15 protein-coding genes and 1 riboswitch are annotated in these 17,891 nt (G+C 31.4%); of the genes, 6 read left to right on the top strand and 9 right to left on the bottom strand.

Going from position 1 to position 17,891, the window contains the following annotated elements; genetic code table 11:
* Positions 1–83: 83 nt before the first annotated feature.
* The 7 genes from ACTG47_RS17360 to ACTG47_RS17390 all read right to left on the bottom strand — a co-directional run bounded on the left by ACTG47_RS17360 (position 84) and on the right by ACTG47_RS17390 (position 8,401).
* On the bottom strand, positions 84–2,324 hold the full coding sequence (locus ACTG47_RS17360) for an ATP-binding cassette domain-containing protein (protein ID WP_479925491.1): 2,241 nt from the start codon (positions 2,322–2,324) through the stop codon (positions 84–86).
* A 228-nt stretch (positions 2,325–2,552) separates the two neighbouring features.
* A complete protein-coding gene (locus tag ACTG47_RS17365; protein ID WP_479925492.1) occupies positions 2,553–3,353 on the bottom strand; it encodes a PIG-L family deacetylase in 801 nt (266 codons plus the stop codon).
* Between the two features lie 279 nt (positions 3,354–3,632).
* Entirely contained in the window at positions 3,633–4,508 is an 876-nt protein-coding gene (hslO, locus tag ACTG47_RS17370; protein ID WP_169467221.1) for an Hsp33 family molecular chaperone HslO, read from the bottom strand.
* Positions 4,509–4,774: 266 nt separating this feature from the next.
* On the bottom strand, positions 4,775–5,521 hold the full coding sequence (locus ACTG47_RS17375) for a class I SAM-dependent methyltransferase (protein WP_169467219.1): 747 nt from the start codon (positions 5,519–5,521) through the stop codon (positions 4,775–4,777).
* Entirely contained in the window at positions 5,508–5,753 is a 246-nt protein-coding gene (locus tag ACTG47_RS17380; RefSeq protein ID WP_169467217.1) for a small, acid-soluble spore protein, alpha/beta type, read from the bottom strand. Before ACTG47_RS17380 ends, ACTG47_RS17375 begins: the two co-directional genes overlap by 14 nt.
* 130 nt (positions 5,754–5,883) lie before the next feature.
* On the bottom strand, positions 5,884–7,002 hold the full coding sequence (locus ACTG47_RS17385; protein ID WP_169467215.1) for an N-acetyldiaminopimelate deacetylase: 1,119 nt from the start codon (positions 7,000–7,002) through the stop codon (positions 5,884–5,886).
* A gap of 205 nt (positions 7,003–7,207) precedes the next feature.
* Positions 7,208–8,401, bottom strand: coding sequence for an L-serine ammonia-lyase (locus ACTG47_RS17390; RefSeq protein WP_479925493.1), 1,194 nt, complete (start codon positions 8,399–8,401; stop codon positions 7,208–7,210).
* 322 nt (positions 8,402–8,723) lie between these two features.
* Between ACTG47_RS17390 and dapA (ACTG47_RS17395) the strand changes: the two genes are divergently transcribed.
* The 5 genes from dapA (ACTG47_RS17395) to dapD all read left to right on the top strand — a co-directional run bounded on the left by dapA (ACTG47_RS17395) (position 8,724) and on the right by dapD (position 13,759).
* Positions 8,724–9,605 carry a 4-hydroxy-tetrahydrodipicolinate synthase gene (gene dapA / locus ACTG47_RS17395; protein ID WP_479925494.1) on the top strand — a complete coding sequence of 294 codons (882 nt, stop codon included), beginning with the start codon at positions 8,724–8,726 and terminating at the stop codon, positions 9,603–9,605.
* A gap of 77 nt (positions 9,606–9,682) precedes the next feature.
* Positions 9,683–9,856: riboswitch (Lysine riboswitch) on the top strand.
* 177 nt (positions 9,857–10,033) lie between these two features.
* Positions 10,034–11,035, top strand: coding sequence for an aspartate-semialdehyde dehydrogenase (locus tag ACTG47_RS17400; RefSeq protein ID WP_169467209.1), 1,002 nt, complete (start codon positions 10,034–10,036; stop codon positions 11,033–11,035).
* A 116-nt stretch (positions 11,036–11,151) separates the two neighbouring features.
* The gene (gene dapA / locus ACTG47_RS17405; protein WP_003422063.1) at positions 11,152–12,039 is read left to right on the top strand and encodes a 4-hydroxy-tetrahydrodipicolinate synthase; all 888 of its coding nucleotides are present in this window, start codon (positions 11,152–11,154) and stop codon (positions 12,037–12,039) included.
* Positions 12,040–12,105: 66 nt separating this feature from the next.
* On the top strand, positions 12,106–12,858 hold the full coding sequence (dapB, locus tag ACTG47_RS17410; protein WP_479925495.1) for a 4-hydroxy-tetrahydrodipicolinate reductase: 753 nt from the start codon (positions 12,106–12,108) through the stop codon (positions 12,856–12,858).
* 184 nt (positions 12,859–13,042) lie between these two features.
* Entirely contained in the window at positions 13,043–13,759 is a 717-nt protein-coding gene (dapD, locus tag ACTG47_RS17415) for a 2,3,4,5-tetrahydropyridine-2,6-dicarboxylate N-acetyltransferase (protein ID WP_169467203.1), read from the top strand.
* 113 nt (positions 13,760–13,872) lie between these two features.
* On the opposite strand, the gene ACTG47_RS17420 is transcribed toward dapD, so the two are convergent.
* Complete coding sequence (locus tag ACTG47_RS17420) at positions 13,873–14,862, bottom strand: SPFH domain-containing protein (protein ID WP_479925496.1); 990 nt, start codon at positions 14,860–14,862, stop codon at positions 13,873–13,875.
* Between the two features lie 337 nt (positions 14,863–15,199).
* On the opposite strand from ACTG47_RS17420, the gene dapB (ACTG47_RS17425) reads away from it, so the two are divergent.
* A complete protein-coding gene (gene dapB, locus ACTG47_RS17425) occupies positions 15,200–15,955 on the top strand; it encodes a 4-hydroxy-tetrahydrodipicolinate reductase (RefSeq protein ID WP_479925497.1) in 756 nt (251 codons plus the stop codon).
* 210 nt (positions 15,956–16,165) lie between these two features.
* Here the strand turns inward: dapB (ACTG47_RS17425) and ACTG47_RS17430 are convergent, their stop codons facing one another.
* Entirely contained in the window at positions 16,166–17,878 is a 1,713-nt protein-coding gene (locus ACTG47_RS17430) for an exosporium protein (protein ID WP_479925498.1), read from the bottom strand.
* Between the last annotated feature and the right edge of the window lie 13 nt (positions 17,879–17,891).

Below are 17,891 nucleotides of genomic sequence, written 5' to 3' on the forward strand. Positions count from 1 at the left end.
TATTTACTACTGTTAAGTTTAAGTATCATTTTATATACCCATTCTACTTATTAATATATCATATATTAATTATATTTTACTTATTATACTATATATTTTGCTGTTAATGATACTCTATTGTTGCACAATTGTTTTGGAGTTCCTTCAAATATTATTTTACCACCTTTTGCTCCACCTTCAGGACCTATATCAATAATCCAATCTGCTCTTTTTATTACATCTATATTATGTTCAATTATTATAACTGTATTTCCATTATCTACAATTTCTTCAATTATAATTATAAAATTTTCAATATCAGATATATGAAGCCCTGTTGTAGGCTCATCCAATATATATATTGAGCTTTCCTTATTTAATTCGCTAGCGAGCTTTAATCTTTGGCATTCTCCACCAGATAATGTATCGAGAGTTTGCCCTAAAGTAAGGTATTCGATACCCATTTTTTCAATACATTGTAATTTTGTTTTAATCTGTCTTAAACTAAAAAATTCAATTGCATCTAGTACAGACATTTCAAGAACTTCTATTATATTCTTCCCTTGGAATTTATATTCTAAAACCTCTTTTTTAAATTTTTTGCCTTCACAAATATTACAAATACTCTTTATGCTATCCATAAAGGCAAGATTCATTTCTACTATCCCAGAACCTTTACAATTATCACAGGCTCCCTCTGAATTTGAACTGAATAAAGAAGCTTTTACTCCATTTGTTTTTGCAAATACATTTCTTATATGGTTCATAATGCCACTATATGTTGCTAAACTTGACCTTGAGTTTACTGACACAGGACTTTGGTCTATAAGTACAGCATTAGGATTTTGCTTTAAAAGTTCGTCCTTAATTAATGTGCTTTTACCCGCACCTGCTACTCCAGTAACTAGAGTCAATACACCCTTAGGTATTTTAATAGATATATTTTTTAAGTTGTTTGTATTGCAGTTTTTAAGTTCTAAATATCCTCTATGCTCTCTTACATTTTCTTTAATAGCAAGAGATTTATTTAAGGCATTCCCTGTAACCGTTCCACTTACAAGTAGATTTTCATAACTCCCTTCATACACAATTTTTCCACCATACTTACCAGCCTTTGGTCCCACATCTACAATGTGGTCTGCAATTTTAATAACATCTGGGTCATGTTCAACAACTATAATCGTATTTCCTTTATCACGTAATTGTCTTAAAAGGTTATTTAATTTATATACATCTTTTGGATGAAGCCCTACACTTGGTTCATCAAAGATATACATTAAATCTACCAAATTACTATTCAGATATTTGACCATCTTTATACGCTGAGATTCACCTCCTGATAGGGAAGATGTCTCTCTATCTAAACTTAAGTATCCAAGACCTATATCTATAATACTATTTAATTTTTCTATTATTCCCTTAAGTAGAGGTTGTGCTTCTGCTTTATCTATATTTTTAATAACTTCAACTAATTCATCAATTTGCATACTAGTTAAATCTGCTATATTATAGCCATTAATTAAAGACTTGTACACTCTTTCATGAAGTCTTCTCCCATTGCATATAGGACATTTGTCTTCTATAAGTAGTTTGCTCAACTTTTTCTTAGTAGTGTCTGAGATTTCTCCTTCTTTACTTAAATATAGACGATTAAATTTAACCATTAACCCTTCATATGTCATGTTTGATTGACCAGCATTTTCTACTTTAACCTTTTCTGCTTTACCATATAAGAACTTTTCTAAGTCTCTTTCTGAATAATCACATATTCTTTTATCATTATCGAAGAATCTTGATTCAGCAAATATATTCCAGTGCCAAGAGCCTATTCCAAATCCTGAAAGCAATATGGCTCCTTCATTTAGTGATTTATTAGTATCAAGAATCTGACTCATATTAGGAATTAGTTTTTTTCCAAGCCCATGACAGTGTTGACACATACCCTCAATATCATTAAAAGAAAACATGTTAGCATTACCTATATACTCACTGCCAAATCTTGAATATAAAGTTCTTAAGAATGAATTTACATCTGTAATAGTCCCTAGAGTTGATCTTGAATTGCCACCAAGTCTACTTTGGTCTATGATAATTGGTGTTGATAGGTTTTCTATACAATCAGCTTTAACTTCTCCATATCTAGGTAAAAAACTCCTTATAAAAGTACTAAACCTTTCATTTAATTGACGTTGAGATTCTTTTGCAATTGTCTCAAATACAATAGATGATTTCCCAGAACCTGATACACCTGTAAATATGGTTATTTTTCTTTTTGGTATTGTTAAAGATACATTTTTTAAATTGTTCTCTCTGCATCCTTTTAAAATTATAAACTCATTCTTCATAGTTTCCCTCCTACATTGTTTTTATCCAAATTGCTCTTTATTTTTCATAAACACAGGTCAAATTATAGCATGTAGGTTTTATATAGTAGTATAATGTAGGGTTCAATTTTTATGGAAAATATAAAAAAGTATCTTATTTACGATTTTAAAATCATAAATAAGATACTTTTTTACATAATTAAAACACTGCAATTTAGATATCAAATGTAACCTATTGTTTCTAAAAAATTAATCTTCACTTAACACAGATGTAAGTTCAGGGTCATTTAAAAGATGTTCAAAATAGCTATGTGCTGAAATATATCCTATACCATACATTTTACGTTTTGAATTTACAACCTTATATTCATAACATGCACTCTTTACTTTATTATAGTCATTAAAATCCACAGCCTTATAAATAGCTCTTTCGTTTCTTGGTATATACTTCACATATTTTGGCTTGATAAAATATAAATCATCTTGTATTTTACGCTCACGTTTAAGCTTCTTTAAAACTTCTCCATTCTTTCTATGCATTATATGGTCATCATACTTGTAATGATGAGCGATATGAGTGACATCACCTTTAAATTTATGCTCAAAGTCTAATATCGTCTTCTCCATTAACTCATAATGTGTTCCTTCTTTTTTATCTATATCTGCAAGTATAATCACATTTTGAGGTTTTACCCCAAGTTCTTTCAAAGCAGATTTAAATTCATTGTTTCTAAGCTCCTCTTTTTGCTTTCTAGTTAGATTTCTAAACTTGGTATTAGCTTTAAAAACGTTAACTCCAGTGCCATCTGAGACTAGTACAACATATACATTATTTACACCACACTGTTTTATAGCATCTACAATTGCACTTCCTCCCCATAAGACTTCATCATCTTGATGTTGAGGATAAAATACTGCTGCTGATTTAAATTTTCTGCTATTGCTTTCAGGAATAGGCATTTCAAGTTTTCCATCAAAATTCCTTGCAATTAAAAATATAATCAATAATACTAATATACTTATGCCTATGTGCTTTGTTTTATTTTCCATATTTAAAATTTTCTCCTTCGTATCAATTCAAATATTTGATAAATCCTTGTGGCAAATAGGTTGAAATACACAAATTATTTTACAATATTTTATAGTTTCATACAATCTTTGACACGAACTATAATAAAATAAAAAAGCCTTCTAACCGCAATATTGCAAATATCACAGCCAGAAAGCTTCTCAATTCTTAAAATTTATTAAGCTTATTTTTAATCTAAATATGTCTATTTTAGATAAATTATACTTTAATTACAATATGAATGCGACTATTTTCATAGTCTACATTTCTTTTAAAACTTCAAGTAACTCTTCTTCGCTATACATGTACTTCTTATTACAGAATTGACAACCAACTTCTGCCTTTTTATCTTCTTCTATTATTTCAGCTAATGATTTTTTACCTATTGCAACTAAAGCAGTTTTTACTCTTTCCTTTGAACATTCACACATAAAGCCAACTTCACAAGTATCAAGTATTTTAGGCTCCAAACCATCTAAAACAATATTTAATATATCTTCTGGAGATTTTCCTTCTTTCAGTAGATTAGTTACTGAAGGTAATTTAGCTACATTTTCTTCTAATTTAGCAATAGTCTCTTCTTCTGCATCTGGCATCAATTGTACTATAAATCCTCCAGCAAACTCTACTTCTTCTTCTTTTGTAAGTACACCTAAAGCTACTACTGATGGAGTTTGTTCTGATACTGCAAAATAATACGTAAAGTCTTCTGCAATTTCTCCACTTACTAATGGATAAGTACCATTATATGGCTCTCTAAGACCTAAGTCTTTAATAACCTTTACAACACCTTCTGTACCTACTGCTGCCGCTACATTTAACTTACCATTTGGATAGTCCTCAACCTCTACTTGTGGATTTCCTACATATCCTTTTACCATACCTTTAGAATTGGCTGTTGCAATAATAGTTCCAATTGGACCTCCACCCTTTATTATTACAGTCAATTTATCACTATCATTTTTCATCATTAGTCCCATTATAGATGTTGCAGTTAATGTTCTTCCAAGTGCGGCTGTTGCTACTTTTGTAGTTTCATGTAATCTTCTAGCTTCTTCTACTGTATTTCTAGTAGTTGCAACAAATGCTCTAACTTGACCATTTCCTGATGTCGCTCTTAGTACATAATCTCTCATTCATATTCCTCCATATTTCATTAATTTTCTAATTTTACTATTTTAATTTTAATATATAAATACTTACCTCTTTAAGTCTTAGGTAAGAGTTCTTCTATATTATAGTTACTCTCAATTTATAAAGCTTTATAATTATTAAAAAGTAACGGTTTATAAAACATCATCACTTTGTTTTAATATATAAACTTGTATTTATTATATTTTTATATGATGTTTATCTTCTGTACACATACAAAACACAATTTTTTACTTTTTACAAAGATATATTATTTTTTACATACAAAAAATATCCTTTGACTTTCTTCATTAGGCTCATCAAATGTAAAATCTCCATAAGATTTTATATATTTAAATCCAGATTCTTTAAGCATATCAACTATTTCATCTTCAGTGTACGCCCTTTGCTGATGTACTTCTTCAAATCTTTCAAACTTTCCACATTCATCTTTAATAAAAAATGTTAGCTCCATTTCAATTAAATTTTCTTCATCATCAAAGTAATTTTGCCACATATATGCTATATCTTCTCTATTTTCACCATACATATTATTTCCTAATATATTGGCTAATTTATAAAAAGAACTTATATCAAATATAAATATTCCATCTTTTTTTAATAATTCGTATGTCTTTGAAAATACATTTTCCAAATCATCATCATAGGTTATATAGTTGAATCCATCACAAGCACAAAGCACACAATCCAAATCAGATATTTCAAAATCAAGTTCTGATATATCTTGTTGGAGTAAGACCAACTCTACTCCTTCTTTTTCTGCTTTTTCTCTTGCTACACTAAGCATCTCATCAGATATATCTATACCAGCTATATCATAACTTTTTTTAGTTAATGGAATTGTAAGATTCCCTGTACCACATGCCAATTCCAATATATTTTTTACTTTTACACCTTCATCATTTATTATATCTTCTATATATTTAACCCAGCCTTCATAATCAACTTCATTCATAAGTTCATCGTATACAAACGCAAAATCGCTATATTGACTCATCCTTTTTATTCTGCCCCTCCACAATCTTTTTCAGCCTCTTTTTACGTGAAGTAAGCATACCTCCAATTCTTCCAGCTTCCTTGGCTGTAAGCCCTGCCCATCCACGTTCTCCAACTTTGTCCATAAGACCTAGTTCTGAGGCTATCTCATATTTCATTATATCATCATTTGTCAATATTTTAGTATTCTTGCTATTAGTTATCTTCTTTTCTCTTTGTATATTTTCTTTCAAAAAAATCACCCCTTCTTATTTGTATTTTTGTCAATTAAAAGAAATTTATACAAATATGTAAGGGGTATTTATCAATTCACATTTTTTTAAATTTAAGTATTTTAACTTTTTAATCTTTATAAGTTACTTTTTAATCTATAGCCTCTTTATATTTCAATAATTTTGCATAGACGTTCAGTGCATTTACACATATCTTTTCATCAAAATTAAAGTTTATATTATGAAGACCATTTACAAATCCTTTTTCCTCATTTTTTGAACCTAACATAAAAAATAAACCTGGTACTTCCTTTTGATAATAAGAAAAATCTTCTGATATCATAAGTGGCTCTAACTCCACAACAGTATCATCTCCAACAGCTGTTACAAATTCTTGATACAAGTCCTTGTCATTTTTAACAGCAATATAATCGTCTATGATATTTATATTAACCTTGCAGTTATAAGCCAGTTCAAACCCTCTAGCAAGTTCTCTAACTCTAAGCTTCATTTTCTCATACACTTCTGGACTGAAACATCTCATAGTACCTTCCATCTTTATGTTTTCAGCTATTATATTTCTTCTAGCTCCACCTTCAATTCTACCAATAGTCAATACTGCATTGTCTATTGGACTTATATTTCTCGATACTATCGTTTGAAGTGAACTTATAAAGTTTGAAGCTATTACTATCCCATCAATTCCATTTTGTGGCATAGCACCATGTCCACTTTTAGACACTATTTCTATATCAATATCTCCTATTTGAGCCATAAAGTATCCTTCTCTTGTACCAACATAACCTTCTGGCAACTCTGGATATATATGAAGCCCATATATTTCATCAACATTATATTTTCTAAGTACACCTTCATTTATTAAAGCTTTTGCTCCCCCTGGTCCTTCTTCTGCTGGTTGAAAGATGAATATTATATTATCATTTAGCTCTTCTTGATTGTCATTCATATACTCAATTAATCCAAGTAATATAGTAGCATGTCCATCATGACCACATAAATGTTTTACACCTTCCTCGCTATGAAGCCCATCTATATCAGCTCTAAAAGCTATATCTTTTTTAGGTCTTTTTCCTTCTATTATTCCTACTATACCTGTTTCTAAGTAAACTTCATACTTAATCCCCAATTTATCAAGATAATCCCTTATGTATTTTGAAGTCTTATATTCTTTTCTCCCAATCTCTGCAATTGGATTTAATGCCTTTCTATGCTTATAAAGTTGTTCTTGTAAATACGATGCATCTCTCATGTAATCTCCTCCAAATTCTAATTTATTAAAAAATATTTCTATATCTCTCATAATTAAAACATTATATAACAAACCACACTAATTAAAAATAAAAAGTTAAATTTAATATAAAAATATTTTACATTATTAAATAATTCACCATTAATAATAATTCCCCTGTTTCATAAATCAAAACAGGGGAATTATTACTTAAAAATTTTATTTTTTAACAAGAGAAGAAATGTTTAGCAAGTCCACCCTTAGCAGTTTCTTTATATTTATCCATCATATCGATACCAGTTTCTTTCATTGTTTCAACAACTTGGTCCAAGGAGACAGAGTGTGAGCCATCAGTTAATAATGCATAATTAGCCGCATCATAAGCTCTTTGAGCTGCCATAGCATTTCTTTCTATACATGGAATTTGGACATATCCATATACAGGGTCACAAGTCATTCCTAGATGATGCTCAAGTGCTATTTCTGCTGCATATTCAATATGGTCTATAGTACCACCTTTTAGGTATGCTACTGCCGCTGCTGCCATAGAACAAGCTGCACCAACTTCACCCTGACAACCTACCTCTGCACCAGATATTGAGGCATTAGTCTTTATTATATTACCTATTATCCCAGCTACAAGTAATGCTTCAATAATTTTTTGGTCATCATACTTATAGAAATCTTGCATTGCAAAGAATATTCCTGGTATTACACCAGCAGAACCACAAGTTGGAGCTGTAACTATTATATTACCAGAAGCATTTTGCTCTGAAGCTGCTAGTGCATATGCATATACAAGTGTTGAGAAGTTTTTATCTTTTTGATATGCATTATAAAATGTACTTGCTCTTCTTTTTAATAGTAATTTACCTGGTATTATTTCATCTGTACTTAGTCCATCATCAATAGATTTTCTCATAGCATCTTTTATAGTTTTTATATAATCTTTTATGTCTTCTGGTTCACATTCCAACACAAAATCTACTAAAGTCTTATTATTTTCCTTACACCATTTTACTATTTCATCCATAGTATCTAAGTGGTATATACTATTACTTTTATTATTTCTTTGACCTTCTTCTGCTATAGTTCCTCCTCCAACAGAATATACAGTCCATTCAGCTGTTACATTTCCATCCTTATCTAAAGCTTCAAACTTCATCCCATTTGGGTGAAAGTCTTTTATAATATCTTCTTCCCAAACAATTTCAACTTTTTTTGGTGATATAGTTTTTTCAATTATATAGTCAGTTAAATGCCCTTTACCCGTAGCTGCCAAACTACCATATAATATTGCTCTAAAACTTTCTGCATTTGGGTTTTCATTTTTAAATCTTTCTGCTGCTCTTTGTGGTCCCATAGTATGAGAACTTGAAGGCCCACTTCCTATTTTAAAAAGTTCCTTTAAAGTATCCATATTATTCCTCCTAAATTTACGGTATTATTGCTTATTATTAGATTTTACGCACATATTTATTATAACCTAAATATATTAATTATTAGTTATTAAATTCGCATAAAATTTATTTTTTATTTCCATTTTGGTATATTTTATTAAATTAATATGCATATTTTGAGAATAAAACATTTATTTCAAATTTTTGTAATATTAATATAATATAAATATCTTATTTAAACAGTTAAGATATTAACTATACCTATTAAAATTAATTAATTTGTACTATAATTATTATTGTACTTAAAAAATTAAATTTAGATAAAAAAGGAGATTTGATTATATGTTATTTAAAGGTTCTGCTGTTGCTTTAGTTACCCCATTTACAGAGGATAATAATGTCAACTTCGAAAAATTAGGTGAATTAATCGAATACCACATTGAGAATGACACAGATGCACTAGTTGTTTGTGGAACAACAGGTGAGGCAACTACTATGAGTGAATCTGAAATTTTTGCTGTAATAAAATATACAGTTGAAAAAGTTAACAAAAGAATACCTGTCATTGCAGGTACTGGTTCAAACAATACTATGTTGTCTGTTCATATGAGTCAAGAAGCTGAAAAATTAGGAGTGGATGGTCTTTTAATAATAACTCCTTACTATAATAAGACTAATGAAAAAGGTCTTAAACTTCACTTTGAAACAATAGCAAATAGTGTTAAGTTACCAATTATTTTATACAATGTACCTGGAAGAACTAAAGTAAACATAAAGCCAACTGTTGTGGCTGAACTTGCTAAAATAGATAATATAGTTGCTGTAAAGGAAGCAAGTGGAGATTTGGCTCAAGTTGCGGAAATAGCTAAATTAGTACCTAAAGACTTTGCTATATACTCCGGTAATGATGATACCATACTACCATTATTATCATTAGGTGGAAGTGGTGTTATCTCTGTACTTGCTAACATCTGTCCTAAGGAAACACATGACTTAGTAACTAAATTCTTTAAAGGTGATATTGAAGGCTCAAAAAAATTACAACTTGATATGGATGCTTTAATTGCTGCCTTATTTATAGAAGTAAATCCAGTACCAGTTAAAACTGCCATGAATATTTTAGGTTTTAATGTTGGAGATTTAAGACTTCCTCTAGCTGAAATGGAGGAAACTAATCTTAATGTATTAAAACAAGAATTGACAAATTCTGGATTTAAATTTTAGCAATATTTATATAAATAAGTTGATTTTTTCTTAAATATGTATTATTATTAGAATAATCAAATTTTAATATCCTATTAACCTAGGGTAGAGGTAGCTGTAACTAAGAGTATCCAATAGTAGCTGGCAGGCGTTAATGATTGGAAAAAGGATTTACAGCCGAAGAAAATATTTCTTGCAATTATATTTTCTGGGATTACACATAATATGTGTAATACTGTCACTTATATTATAAGTGATGAGCTACAGGGTTTACTTTGAGTGATAAATTAGACGTACAAAGTATACCTTTGTACGTTTTTTGTATATAATTAAAGTTGTTAATATAATATTAAAGTTTTTAGATATAAAAAAATATTAACATATCTTACTTGTATAACTAAAATCAAATAAAACAATGTTTTAATAATTTAAAATTGGGGTGAATTTATATGAAAAAAGTAAACGTGGCGATAGTTGGTGCTACTGGAATGGTAGGTAGAACATTTTTAAAAGTATTAGAAGAAAGAAATTTTCCAATAGAAAATCTATTTTTATTCTCTTCTTCTAAATCAGCTGGTTCTAAAGTAACATTTTGTGGTAAAGAATATATAGTAGAAGAATTAAAGGAAACTTCATTTACTGATAGAGGTATACAAATAGCATTATTCTCTGCTGGAGGAAGTATTAGTGAGAAGTATGCTCCAATAGCAGCATCAAATGGAATCTTAGTAGTAGATAATTCTAGTCACTGGAGAATGGACCCAGATGTTCCTTTAGTAGTTCCTGAAGTAAATCCTGAAGCAATAAAAGAACATAAGGGCATAATAGCTAATCCTAACTGCTCTACTATACAAGCTATGGTTCCTCTTAAGCCACTTGATGATAAGTACAAAATTAAGAGAGTTGTATACTCTACTTACCAAGCTGTATCTGGTTCTGGTGTTAAAGGTGTTGAAGATTTAGAGAAAGGAATGAACGGTAATCCTACTGGATTCTACCCTCATCAAATATCTTACAATTGTCTTCCTCATATAGATTCATTTACTGAAAATGGATATACTAAGGAAGAAATGAAAATGGTAAATGAAACTATGAAAATACTTGGTAACTACGACTTAAAAATAACTGCAACTACTGTAAGAGTTCCAGTAAGAAATGGTCATAGTGAATCTATAAATGTTGAATTTAATAATCCATTTGAATTAGAAGATTTAGTGAAAACACTTGAAGAAGCTCCAGGTGTTGTAGTAGTTGATAATCCTGCTAAAAATGAATATCCAACTGCTGTAGAATTTGACAATAGAGATGAAGTATTTGTCGGAAGAATAAGAAGAGACTTCAGTGTTGACAATGGTGTAAATCTTTGGGTTGTAGCTGACAATATCAGAAAAGGTGCTGCAACTAATGCAATTCAAATAGCTGAAATGGCTTTATCATACGATTTAGTATAATATACAAACTTGTATAAATATATAATTTTGTAAAATATTAATAATAACACAAAAATAAGCATTAGAAGTAACTGTAATATAAAACACAAAAATAAAAAAGAGGGGATTGATTTTATATGATATTTAAAGGTTCTGCTGTTGCTCTAGTTACACCATTTACAAAGGATAACAAAGTTGATTTTGACAAATTAGGTGAATTGGTTGAGTACCAGATAGCTAATGGTACTGATGCTATAGTATCTTGTGGTACTACTGGTGAAGCTAATACTATGACTGATGAAGAACAACTTGCTACTATTAAGTATGTTGTAGAAAAAGTTAATAAAAGAGTTCCTGTTATAGCTGGAAGTGGTTCTAATGATACTATGCACTCAGTTAATCTAAGCCAGGAAGCTGAAAAATTAGGAGTAGATGCTCTATTAATCATAACTCCTTATTACAATAAAGCTAATAAAGCTGGGCTTAAACGTCACTTTGAAACAATAGCTAACAGTGTCAAACTTCCAATTATACTTTACAATGTCCCTGGAAGAACTTGTGTAAATATAAGTCCTAGCCTTATAGTTGAACTTGCTAAAATAGATAATATAGTCGCTGTAAAAGAAGCTAGTGGAGACCTAGGACAGGTTGCAGAAATAGCTAGTTTAGTTCCAGATGACTTTGCTATCTACTCTGGTAACGATGATACTATACTTCCTTTATTATCTTTAGGAGGTCAAGGAGTTATATCAGTACTTGCTAATGTTTGCCCTCAAGAAACTCACGATTTAGTAGCCAAATTCTTTGAAGGTGATATAGAAGGCTCTAGAAAATTACAACTTGGTATGGATGCTCTAATAGCAGCGTTATTTATAGAAGTAAATCCTATACCAGTTAAGACTGCAATGAATTTACTAGGATTCAATGTTGGAGATTTAAGATTACCTCTAGCAGAAATGGACCCAGCAAATTTAGAAGTATTAAAGAAAGAATTAGTTAACTTTGGACTAAAAGTTAATGCATAGTAAAAATTGATGCATGGTAAAAAATAAGTTTGGTCAAAAGTTAGCCCTTAATCATAGGAGGAAATTATGTTAAAAGTTATAGCAACTGGTTATGATGGAAAAATGGGTAAGATTTTAGCCGATACTATAAGAGAAGATAGTGAATTAGAATTGGTATGTGTTGCAGCTAGAGGTATGGATAGTTGTGAAGGCGACCTTAAAATCTATGAAGATATGAGCACTATAGTTGAAAATGTTGATGTAGTTATAGACTTTTCTCATCACTCTAATTTAGATAATATCTTATCTTATGTTTTAAAGACTAAGACACCTTTAGTAATTGCTACTACTGGATATAATGATGAAGAAATGAACAAAATACATGAAGCGGCTAAGGTTATTCCTGTATTCCAATCATATAATATGTCTCTTGGTGTAAATGTATTAGTAAAATTGGTTAAAGATGCAGCTAAATTATTAGAAGGATTTGATATAGAAATAATAGAAAAACATCACAACAGAAAAGTAGATGCCCCAAGTGGTACAGCTGTTATGATTGCTAACGCTATAAAAGAAGTTTTACCAAACGTTGAAAATAATTATGGTAGATATGGTCGTAGTGCAAAAAGACAACCAAATGAAGTTGGTATTCATGCTATAAGAGGTGGAAATATTGTTGGTGAACATGATGCTCTATTTGCAGGAGATAATGAAGTACTTACAATAAGTCATCAAGCCCAATCTCGTGGTATCTTTGCAAGTGGTTCTATAGCTGCTGCTAAATATTTAGTTAAACAAAAACCAGGATTTTATAATATGGATAGCATGTTAGGACAATAATAATATAATGAGAATACACAGTTTAACTCAAATATATGTAATAAATAAATTTATTTGATACTATGCTTAATATAATAAAAAATCTATAAAATAAAATATAAATAATGAAAAGTAAGTATATACTAAAATTGATAAATAAGTATATAATAAAAGAAATATAATGAAATACAAGGAGAATTAACAAATGGTAAATTTAAACGATGCTTATGAAATAGCAAGATATATAAAAGAAGTTAAAAAGAAAACACCTGTTAAGGTATATGTAAATACTAACTCTTTACATTTCCAATCAACTGATAAATTTAAAGTATTTGGATGCAATGGTTCTTATATATTTATAGGTGACTATGAAGATATAATGGAAGTATTAGATAAACATGGTAACGATATAATAGATACTCATGTAGAATATGATAGAAGAAATTCTGCTATTCCTCTAAAAAATACTTTAAGTGAACATGCTAGAATTGAGCCAGGTGCAATAATAAGAGACATGGTTACTATAGAAAAAAATGCTGTTGTAATGATGGGAGCTGTTATAAATATAGGAGCTGTTATTGGTGAAGGTTCTATGGTAGATATGAATGCTGTTATTGGAGCTAGAGGTACTCTTGGCAAAAATGTTCATTTAGGTGCTGGAGCTGTTGTTGCTGGTGTTTTAGAGCCACCTTCTGCTACTCCTGTTATAGTTGAAGATGATGTTTTGATAGGAGCTAACGCAGTTATTCTTGAAGGTGTTAGAATCGGTAAAGGTGCTGTTGTTGCAGCTGGTGCTATTGTAACTACTGATGTAGAAGCTGGTGCTGTTGTTGCTGGTTCTCCTGCTAAAGTTATAAAAATGAAAGATGAAAAAACGGCTGACAAGACTAAACTTATGGATGACCTTAGAAATTTAGACTAATTAAATAAGTAATGTGTAAGCAAAAGGGTGTCTCAACATGAATTTAATTCATTAGAGACACCCTCTTTTTAGGATATTTGAAATTATTTAAAATGTCTTAACTTTACCCTAGATTAATATATTGAACCACTATTTACAACTGGTTGTGCATCTTTATTACCACAAAGGACAACCAATAGATTACTTACCATAGCTGCTTTACGTTCTTCATCTAAAGTTACAACATTGTTTTCACTTAAATTAGTTAGTGCCATTTCTACCATACTTACAGCCCCTTCAACAATCTTTTTACGTGCGGCTATTATAGCCTCTGCTTGTTGACGTTGTAACATTGCTGCTGCAATCTCTGGTGCATAAGAAAGGTGAGTAATTCTCACTTCACACACTTCAATTCCTGCAATATCAACTCTTGATTGTAATTCGTCTTTTAATTTATCTGCTATTTCTTGACTACTACCACGAAGAGATTTCTCATCGCCATCTTCAGACACATCGTATGGATAAAGTCTTGAAACATTACGAATAGTCGAATCACATTGAATAGATAAAAATGTATTATAATTATCCACATTAAATACTGCCTTTGTTGCATCTATAACCTTCCAAATTACAACAACTCCTATTATAATCGGATTTCCTAATAAATCATTAACTTTCTGCTTTTCGTTATTAAGGGTCATTGTTTTTAAAGATACTTTTTTGCCTCTTGGATTAGATGATATATCTACTTTTTCATCAGATGAAGATTTCGATATATTAATTCCTGATGATGTTGGATTTATTGCAGAACAAAATGGATTTACCCAATAGTATCCTTCTTTTTTTATAGTTCCATAATAGTTACCAAACAAAACAAGAACTATAGCTTCCTTAGGATTAATCATTTTTAGTCCAAAACATAGGATAAAATCTACTAGTATAAATACAAGCCCTAAAATTAACATAAGTGAGCCTATCCCAGCAAAACCATTATCAAGTTTTATTATTCCAAAAACCATAATAGCTATTGAAACTACTAAAAATAAGATAATCATTATCAAAGCTACTACTCCATTAAATGTCTTCGCTTCTTTCTCTTGATAAGTTTTTTCTTCTTTTAACATATCTATCACTCCCATCTTAGTATATTAAGTTAAGATATTTCTAATTTAATAATATCACTTTTAATACCCTAAATGTTGGGTTTGAAGTTAATACTCTAAATTTTTATCTATATTTATATATATCCTTATTGTTTTTAATCTATTAATACTGATTTTTAAGTAAATTTTATAGAATATGAACTTATATTTAATATATATTAAATTTGAATACTCTCTTTTAGATATCCAGTAAATTATAATCCTATTCTCACTAATATTATTTTATATAAATTATATTAGTGATAAAATAAACTTATAGTAATACAACAAATTTTTATTAATTTCATAGGAGGAATTTATGTTGAAAGTTATAGTTAGTGGTTATAATGGAACGATGGGAAGAGTATTAGCAGAATGCGTAAAAAAAGATATCGAATTAGAACTAGTGTGTGGTGTAGCTAGGTCTGCTGATGAAAAAAGTTGTCATAACGATACAAAGCTTTATAAAACAATGACTGATGTGACTGAAAAAGCTGATGTTATAATAGATTTTTCACATCATGACACTTTAGAGCCAATATTATCATATGCACTAAAAAATAATACACCTGTAGTATTAGCCACTACTGGCTATGATGATAGTGATTTAAACAGAATAGAAGAAGCATCAAAAAATATTCCTATATTATTATCATCAAATACATCTCTTGGAGTAAATATATTAATAAAATTGGTTAAAGATGCATCAAAGATGTTAAATGGTTTTGATATTGAAATCATAGAAAAACATCACAATAGAAAAGAAGATGCTCCTAGTGGAACTGCTACTATGATAGCAAATGCAATTAAAGAAGTATTACCTGAAAGTATAAATACACATGGAAGATACGGTAGAGATTGCAAAAGAAAACCAAACGAGATTGGAATACATTCTATAAGAGGTGGTAATATAATCAGTGACCATGATGTTATATTTGCAGGCGATAATGAAGTTCTTACATTAAGTCATCATTCTCAATCTGATGAGGTGTTTGCAAACGGTTCTATAGTTGCTGCTAAATTCTTAATTACTAGACAATCTGGACTTTATAAAATGTCAGATATATTAGGATAGTTTTTTATACATAATAAATCTCAATCTATTTATATATTCATACTTAAAAGTTCGAATACTTAATAGATTGAGATTTTAATATATTTCTAAAGTTTATAACTTCTATAATTTGCTTTCGTATATAAATATTCTTCTAGCTATTATTTTGTTAATTATTTATATGGAATTATATTATTTACTTTTTTATAATTTTTTTATTTATCATATAAATTATTGTATTCTATATACTGATACATATCCAGCTGGTGAAGTACCTGTTGTACCTGAACCAAAGGTAAAGCTTAAAGTTACTGCTGCTGCTCTAGCATCAACTAAAAAGCTTAAACTTACGCTTACATCTGATGAGGTAAGTGTATTTACTGCTTTTGCAACAAAGTTATTTTGAGCTGTTCCATTAAAGTTAGTAGTAATTGCCATAAACCCTGCAAGTGAAAGTGTAGCACGTATACCAAAAGATACATTATATATTCCTCCAACTGCAAGATTTATAGTACTGCTTGTTGGTAAAGTTATATTAGTTCCATTTACAAATGATGAGTTAAATGTCACTAATGAATTATTCACTAAGCTTGAGGAAGATACTGTAAATTGTGCATTGTTTGATGCCAATGCTCCTGTTGCTCCAGTATTTCCTGTTGGACCTGTCGCTCCATTCGCCCCAGTTGCTCCGGTTGCTCCAGTTGCTCCAGCCACTCCATTTGCTCCAGTTGCTCCAGTTGGACCTATCACACCTGCTGTTCCATTTGCTCCAGTTGCTCCGGTTGCCCCTGTTGGTCCTACTGTTCCATTTGCCCCTGTCGCTCCGGTTGCTCCGGTTGCTCCAGCTACTCCATTTGCCCCTGTTGGACCTGTTGGACCTATTGCCCCTACTGCTCCATCTGCTCCGGTCGCTCCTACTGCTCCTGTTGGACCTGCTACTCCATTCGCTCCAGTTGCTCCAGTTGACCCTGTTGGTCCTACTTCTCCATCTGCTCCTGTTGGGCCTGTTGCTCCCACTGCTCCTGTTGGGCCTATAGTACCTGCTGCTCCGGTTGCTCCAGTCGCTCCTGTTGCTCCTACTGCTCCATTTACTCCTGTTGAGCCTGTTGCTCCTGTCGCTCCTACTGCTCCATCTGCTCCCGTTGGGCCTGTTGGACCTGTATTTCCTGTTGGACCTATTGCCCCATCTATACCTGTTGCTCCTACTGCTCCTGTTGGACCCGCTTCTCCATCTGCTCCTGTTGGGCCTGTTGCTCCTATTGCTCCAGTAGAACCTGTTACTCCATTTACTCCAGTTGCTCCCGTTGTTCCTGTTGGACCTGTTGCCCCTGTATTTCCGGTTGCTCCTGTTTCTCCAGTTATTCCATTTGCCCCTGTTGCTCCTGTATTTCCGGTTGGACCTGTTATCCCATTGGCTCCGGTTGCTCCTGTATTCCCTGTTACTCCTGTTGGACCAGTTGCTCCGGTTGCTCCTGCATTTCCTGTTGGACCTGTTATTCCATTCGCTCCTGTATTTCCTGTTGCTCCTGTTGGACCTGTAGAACCTGTTATTCCATTTACTCCTGTTGCTCCTTTGTTTCCTGTTGGGCCAGTTATTCCATTGGCTCCGGTTGCTCCTGTATTTCCTGTTGGACCTGTTATTCCATTGGCTCCGGTTGCTCCGGTTGCTCCAGTTGGACCTGTTATTCCTGTAGCTCCATTTACTCCTGTCGCTCCTGTATTTCCTGTTGGACCTGTTATTCCATTTACTCCTGTCGCTCCTGTATTTCCTGTTGGACCTGTTATCCCATTGGCTCCTGTCGCTCCTGTTGTTCCTTTAGGGCCTGTTGGCCCTGTTGGCCCTATAGGACCCGTTGGCCCTGTTGGCCCTATAGGACCCGTTGGTCCTGTTGGACCTACGTCTTGATATAAGCTTGGACCTGAATTGTCTTTATAATCACTCATATAATAAATCCTC

This window comes from Clostridioides sp. LIBA-6622, from assembly GCF_056716095.1.

What these genes read in the sequence shown, in the direction of transcription:
- ACTG47_RS17360 (WP_479925491.1), bottom strand. Translation starts at nt 2,324, where the DNA reads ATGAAGAATGAGTTTATAATTTTAAAAGGATGCAGAGAGAACAATTTA.
- ACTG47_RS17365 (WP_479925492.1), bottom strand. Translation starts at nt 3,353, where the DNA reads ATGGAAAATAAAACAAAGCACATAGGCATAAGTATATTAGTATTATTG.
- hslO (WP_169467221.1), bottom strand. Translation starts at nt 4,508, where the DNA reads ATGAGAGATTATGTACTAAGAGCGACATCAGGAAATGGTCAAGTTAGA.
- ACTG47_RS17375 (WP_169467219.1), bottom strand. Translation starts at nt 5,521, where the DNA reads ATGAGTCAATATAGCGATTTTGCGTTTGTATACGATGAACTTATGAAT.
- ACTG47_RS17385 (WP_169467215.1), bottom strand. Translation starts at nt 7,002, where the DNA reads ATGAGAGATGCATCGTATTTACAAGAACAACTTTATAAGCATAGAAAG.
- ACTG47_RS17390 (WP_479925493.1), bottom strand. Translation starts at nt 8,401, where the DNA reads ATGGATACTTTAAAGGAACTTTTTAAAATAGGAAGTGGGCCTTCAAGT.
- dapA (WP_479925494.1), top strand. Translation starts at nt 8,724, where the DNA reads ATGTTATTTAAAGGTTCTGCTGTTGCTTTAGTTACCCCATTTACAGAG.
- ACTG47_RS17400 (WP_169467209.1), top strand. Translation starts at nt 10,034, where the DNA reads ATGAAAAAAGTAAACGTGGCGATAGTTGGTGCTACTGGAATGGTAGGT.
- dapA (WP_003422063.1), top strand. Translation starts at nt 11,152, where the DNA reads ATGATATTTAAAGGTTCTGCTGTTGCTCTAGTTACACCATTTACAAAG.
- dapB (WP_479925495.1), top strand. Translation starts at nt 12,106, where the DNA reads ATGTTAAAAGTTATAGCAACTGGTTATGATGGAAAAATGGGTAAGATT.
- dapD (WP_169467203.1), top strand. Translation starts at nt 13,043, where the DNA reads ATGGTAAATTTAAACGATGCTTATGAAATAGCAAGATATATAAAAGAA.
- ACTG47_RS17420 (WP_479925496.1), bottom strand. Translation starts at nt 14,862, where the DNA reads ATGTTAAAAGAAGAAAAAACTTATCAAGAGAAAGAAGCGAAGACATTT.
- dapB (WP_479925497.1), top strand. Translation starts at nt 15,200, where the DNA reads ATGTTGAAAGTTATAGTTAGTGGTTATAATGGAACGATGGGAAGAGTA.
- ACTG47_RS17430 (WP_479925498.1), bottom strand. Translation starts at nt 17,878, where the DNA reads ATGAGTGATTATAAAGACAATTCAGGTCCAAGCTTATATCAAGACGTA.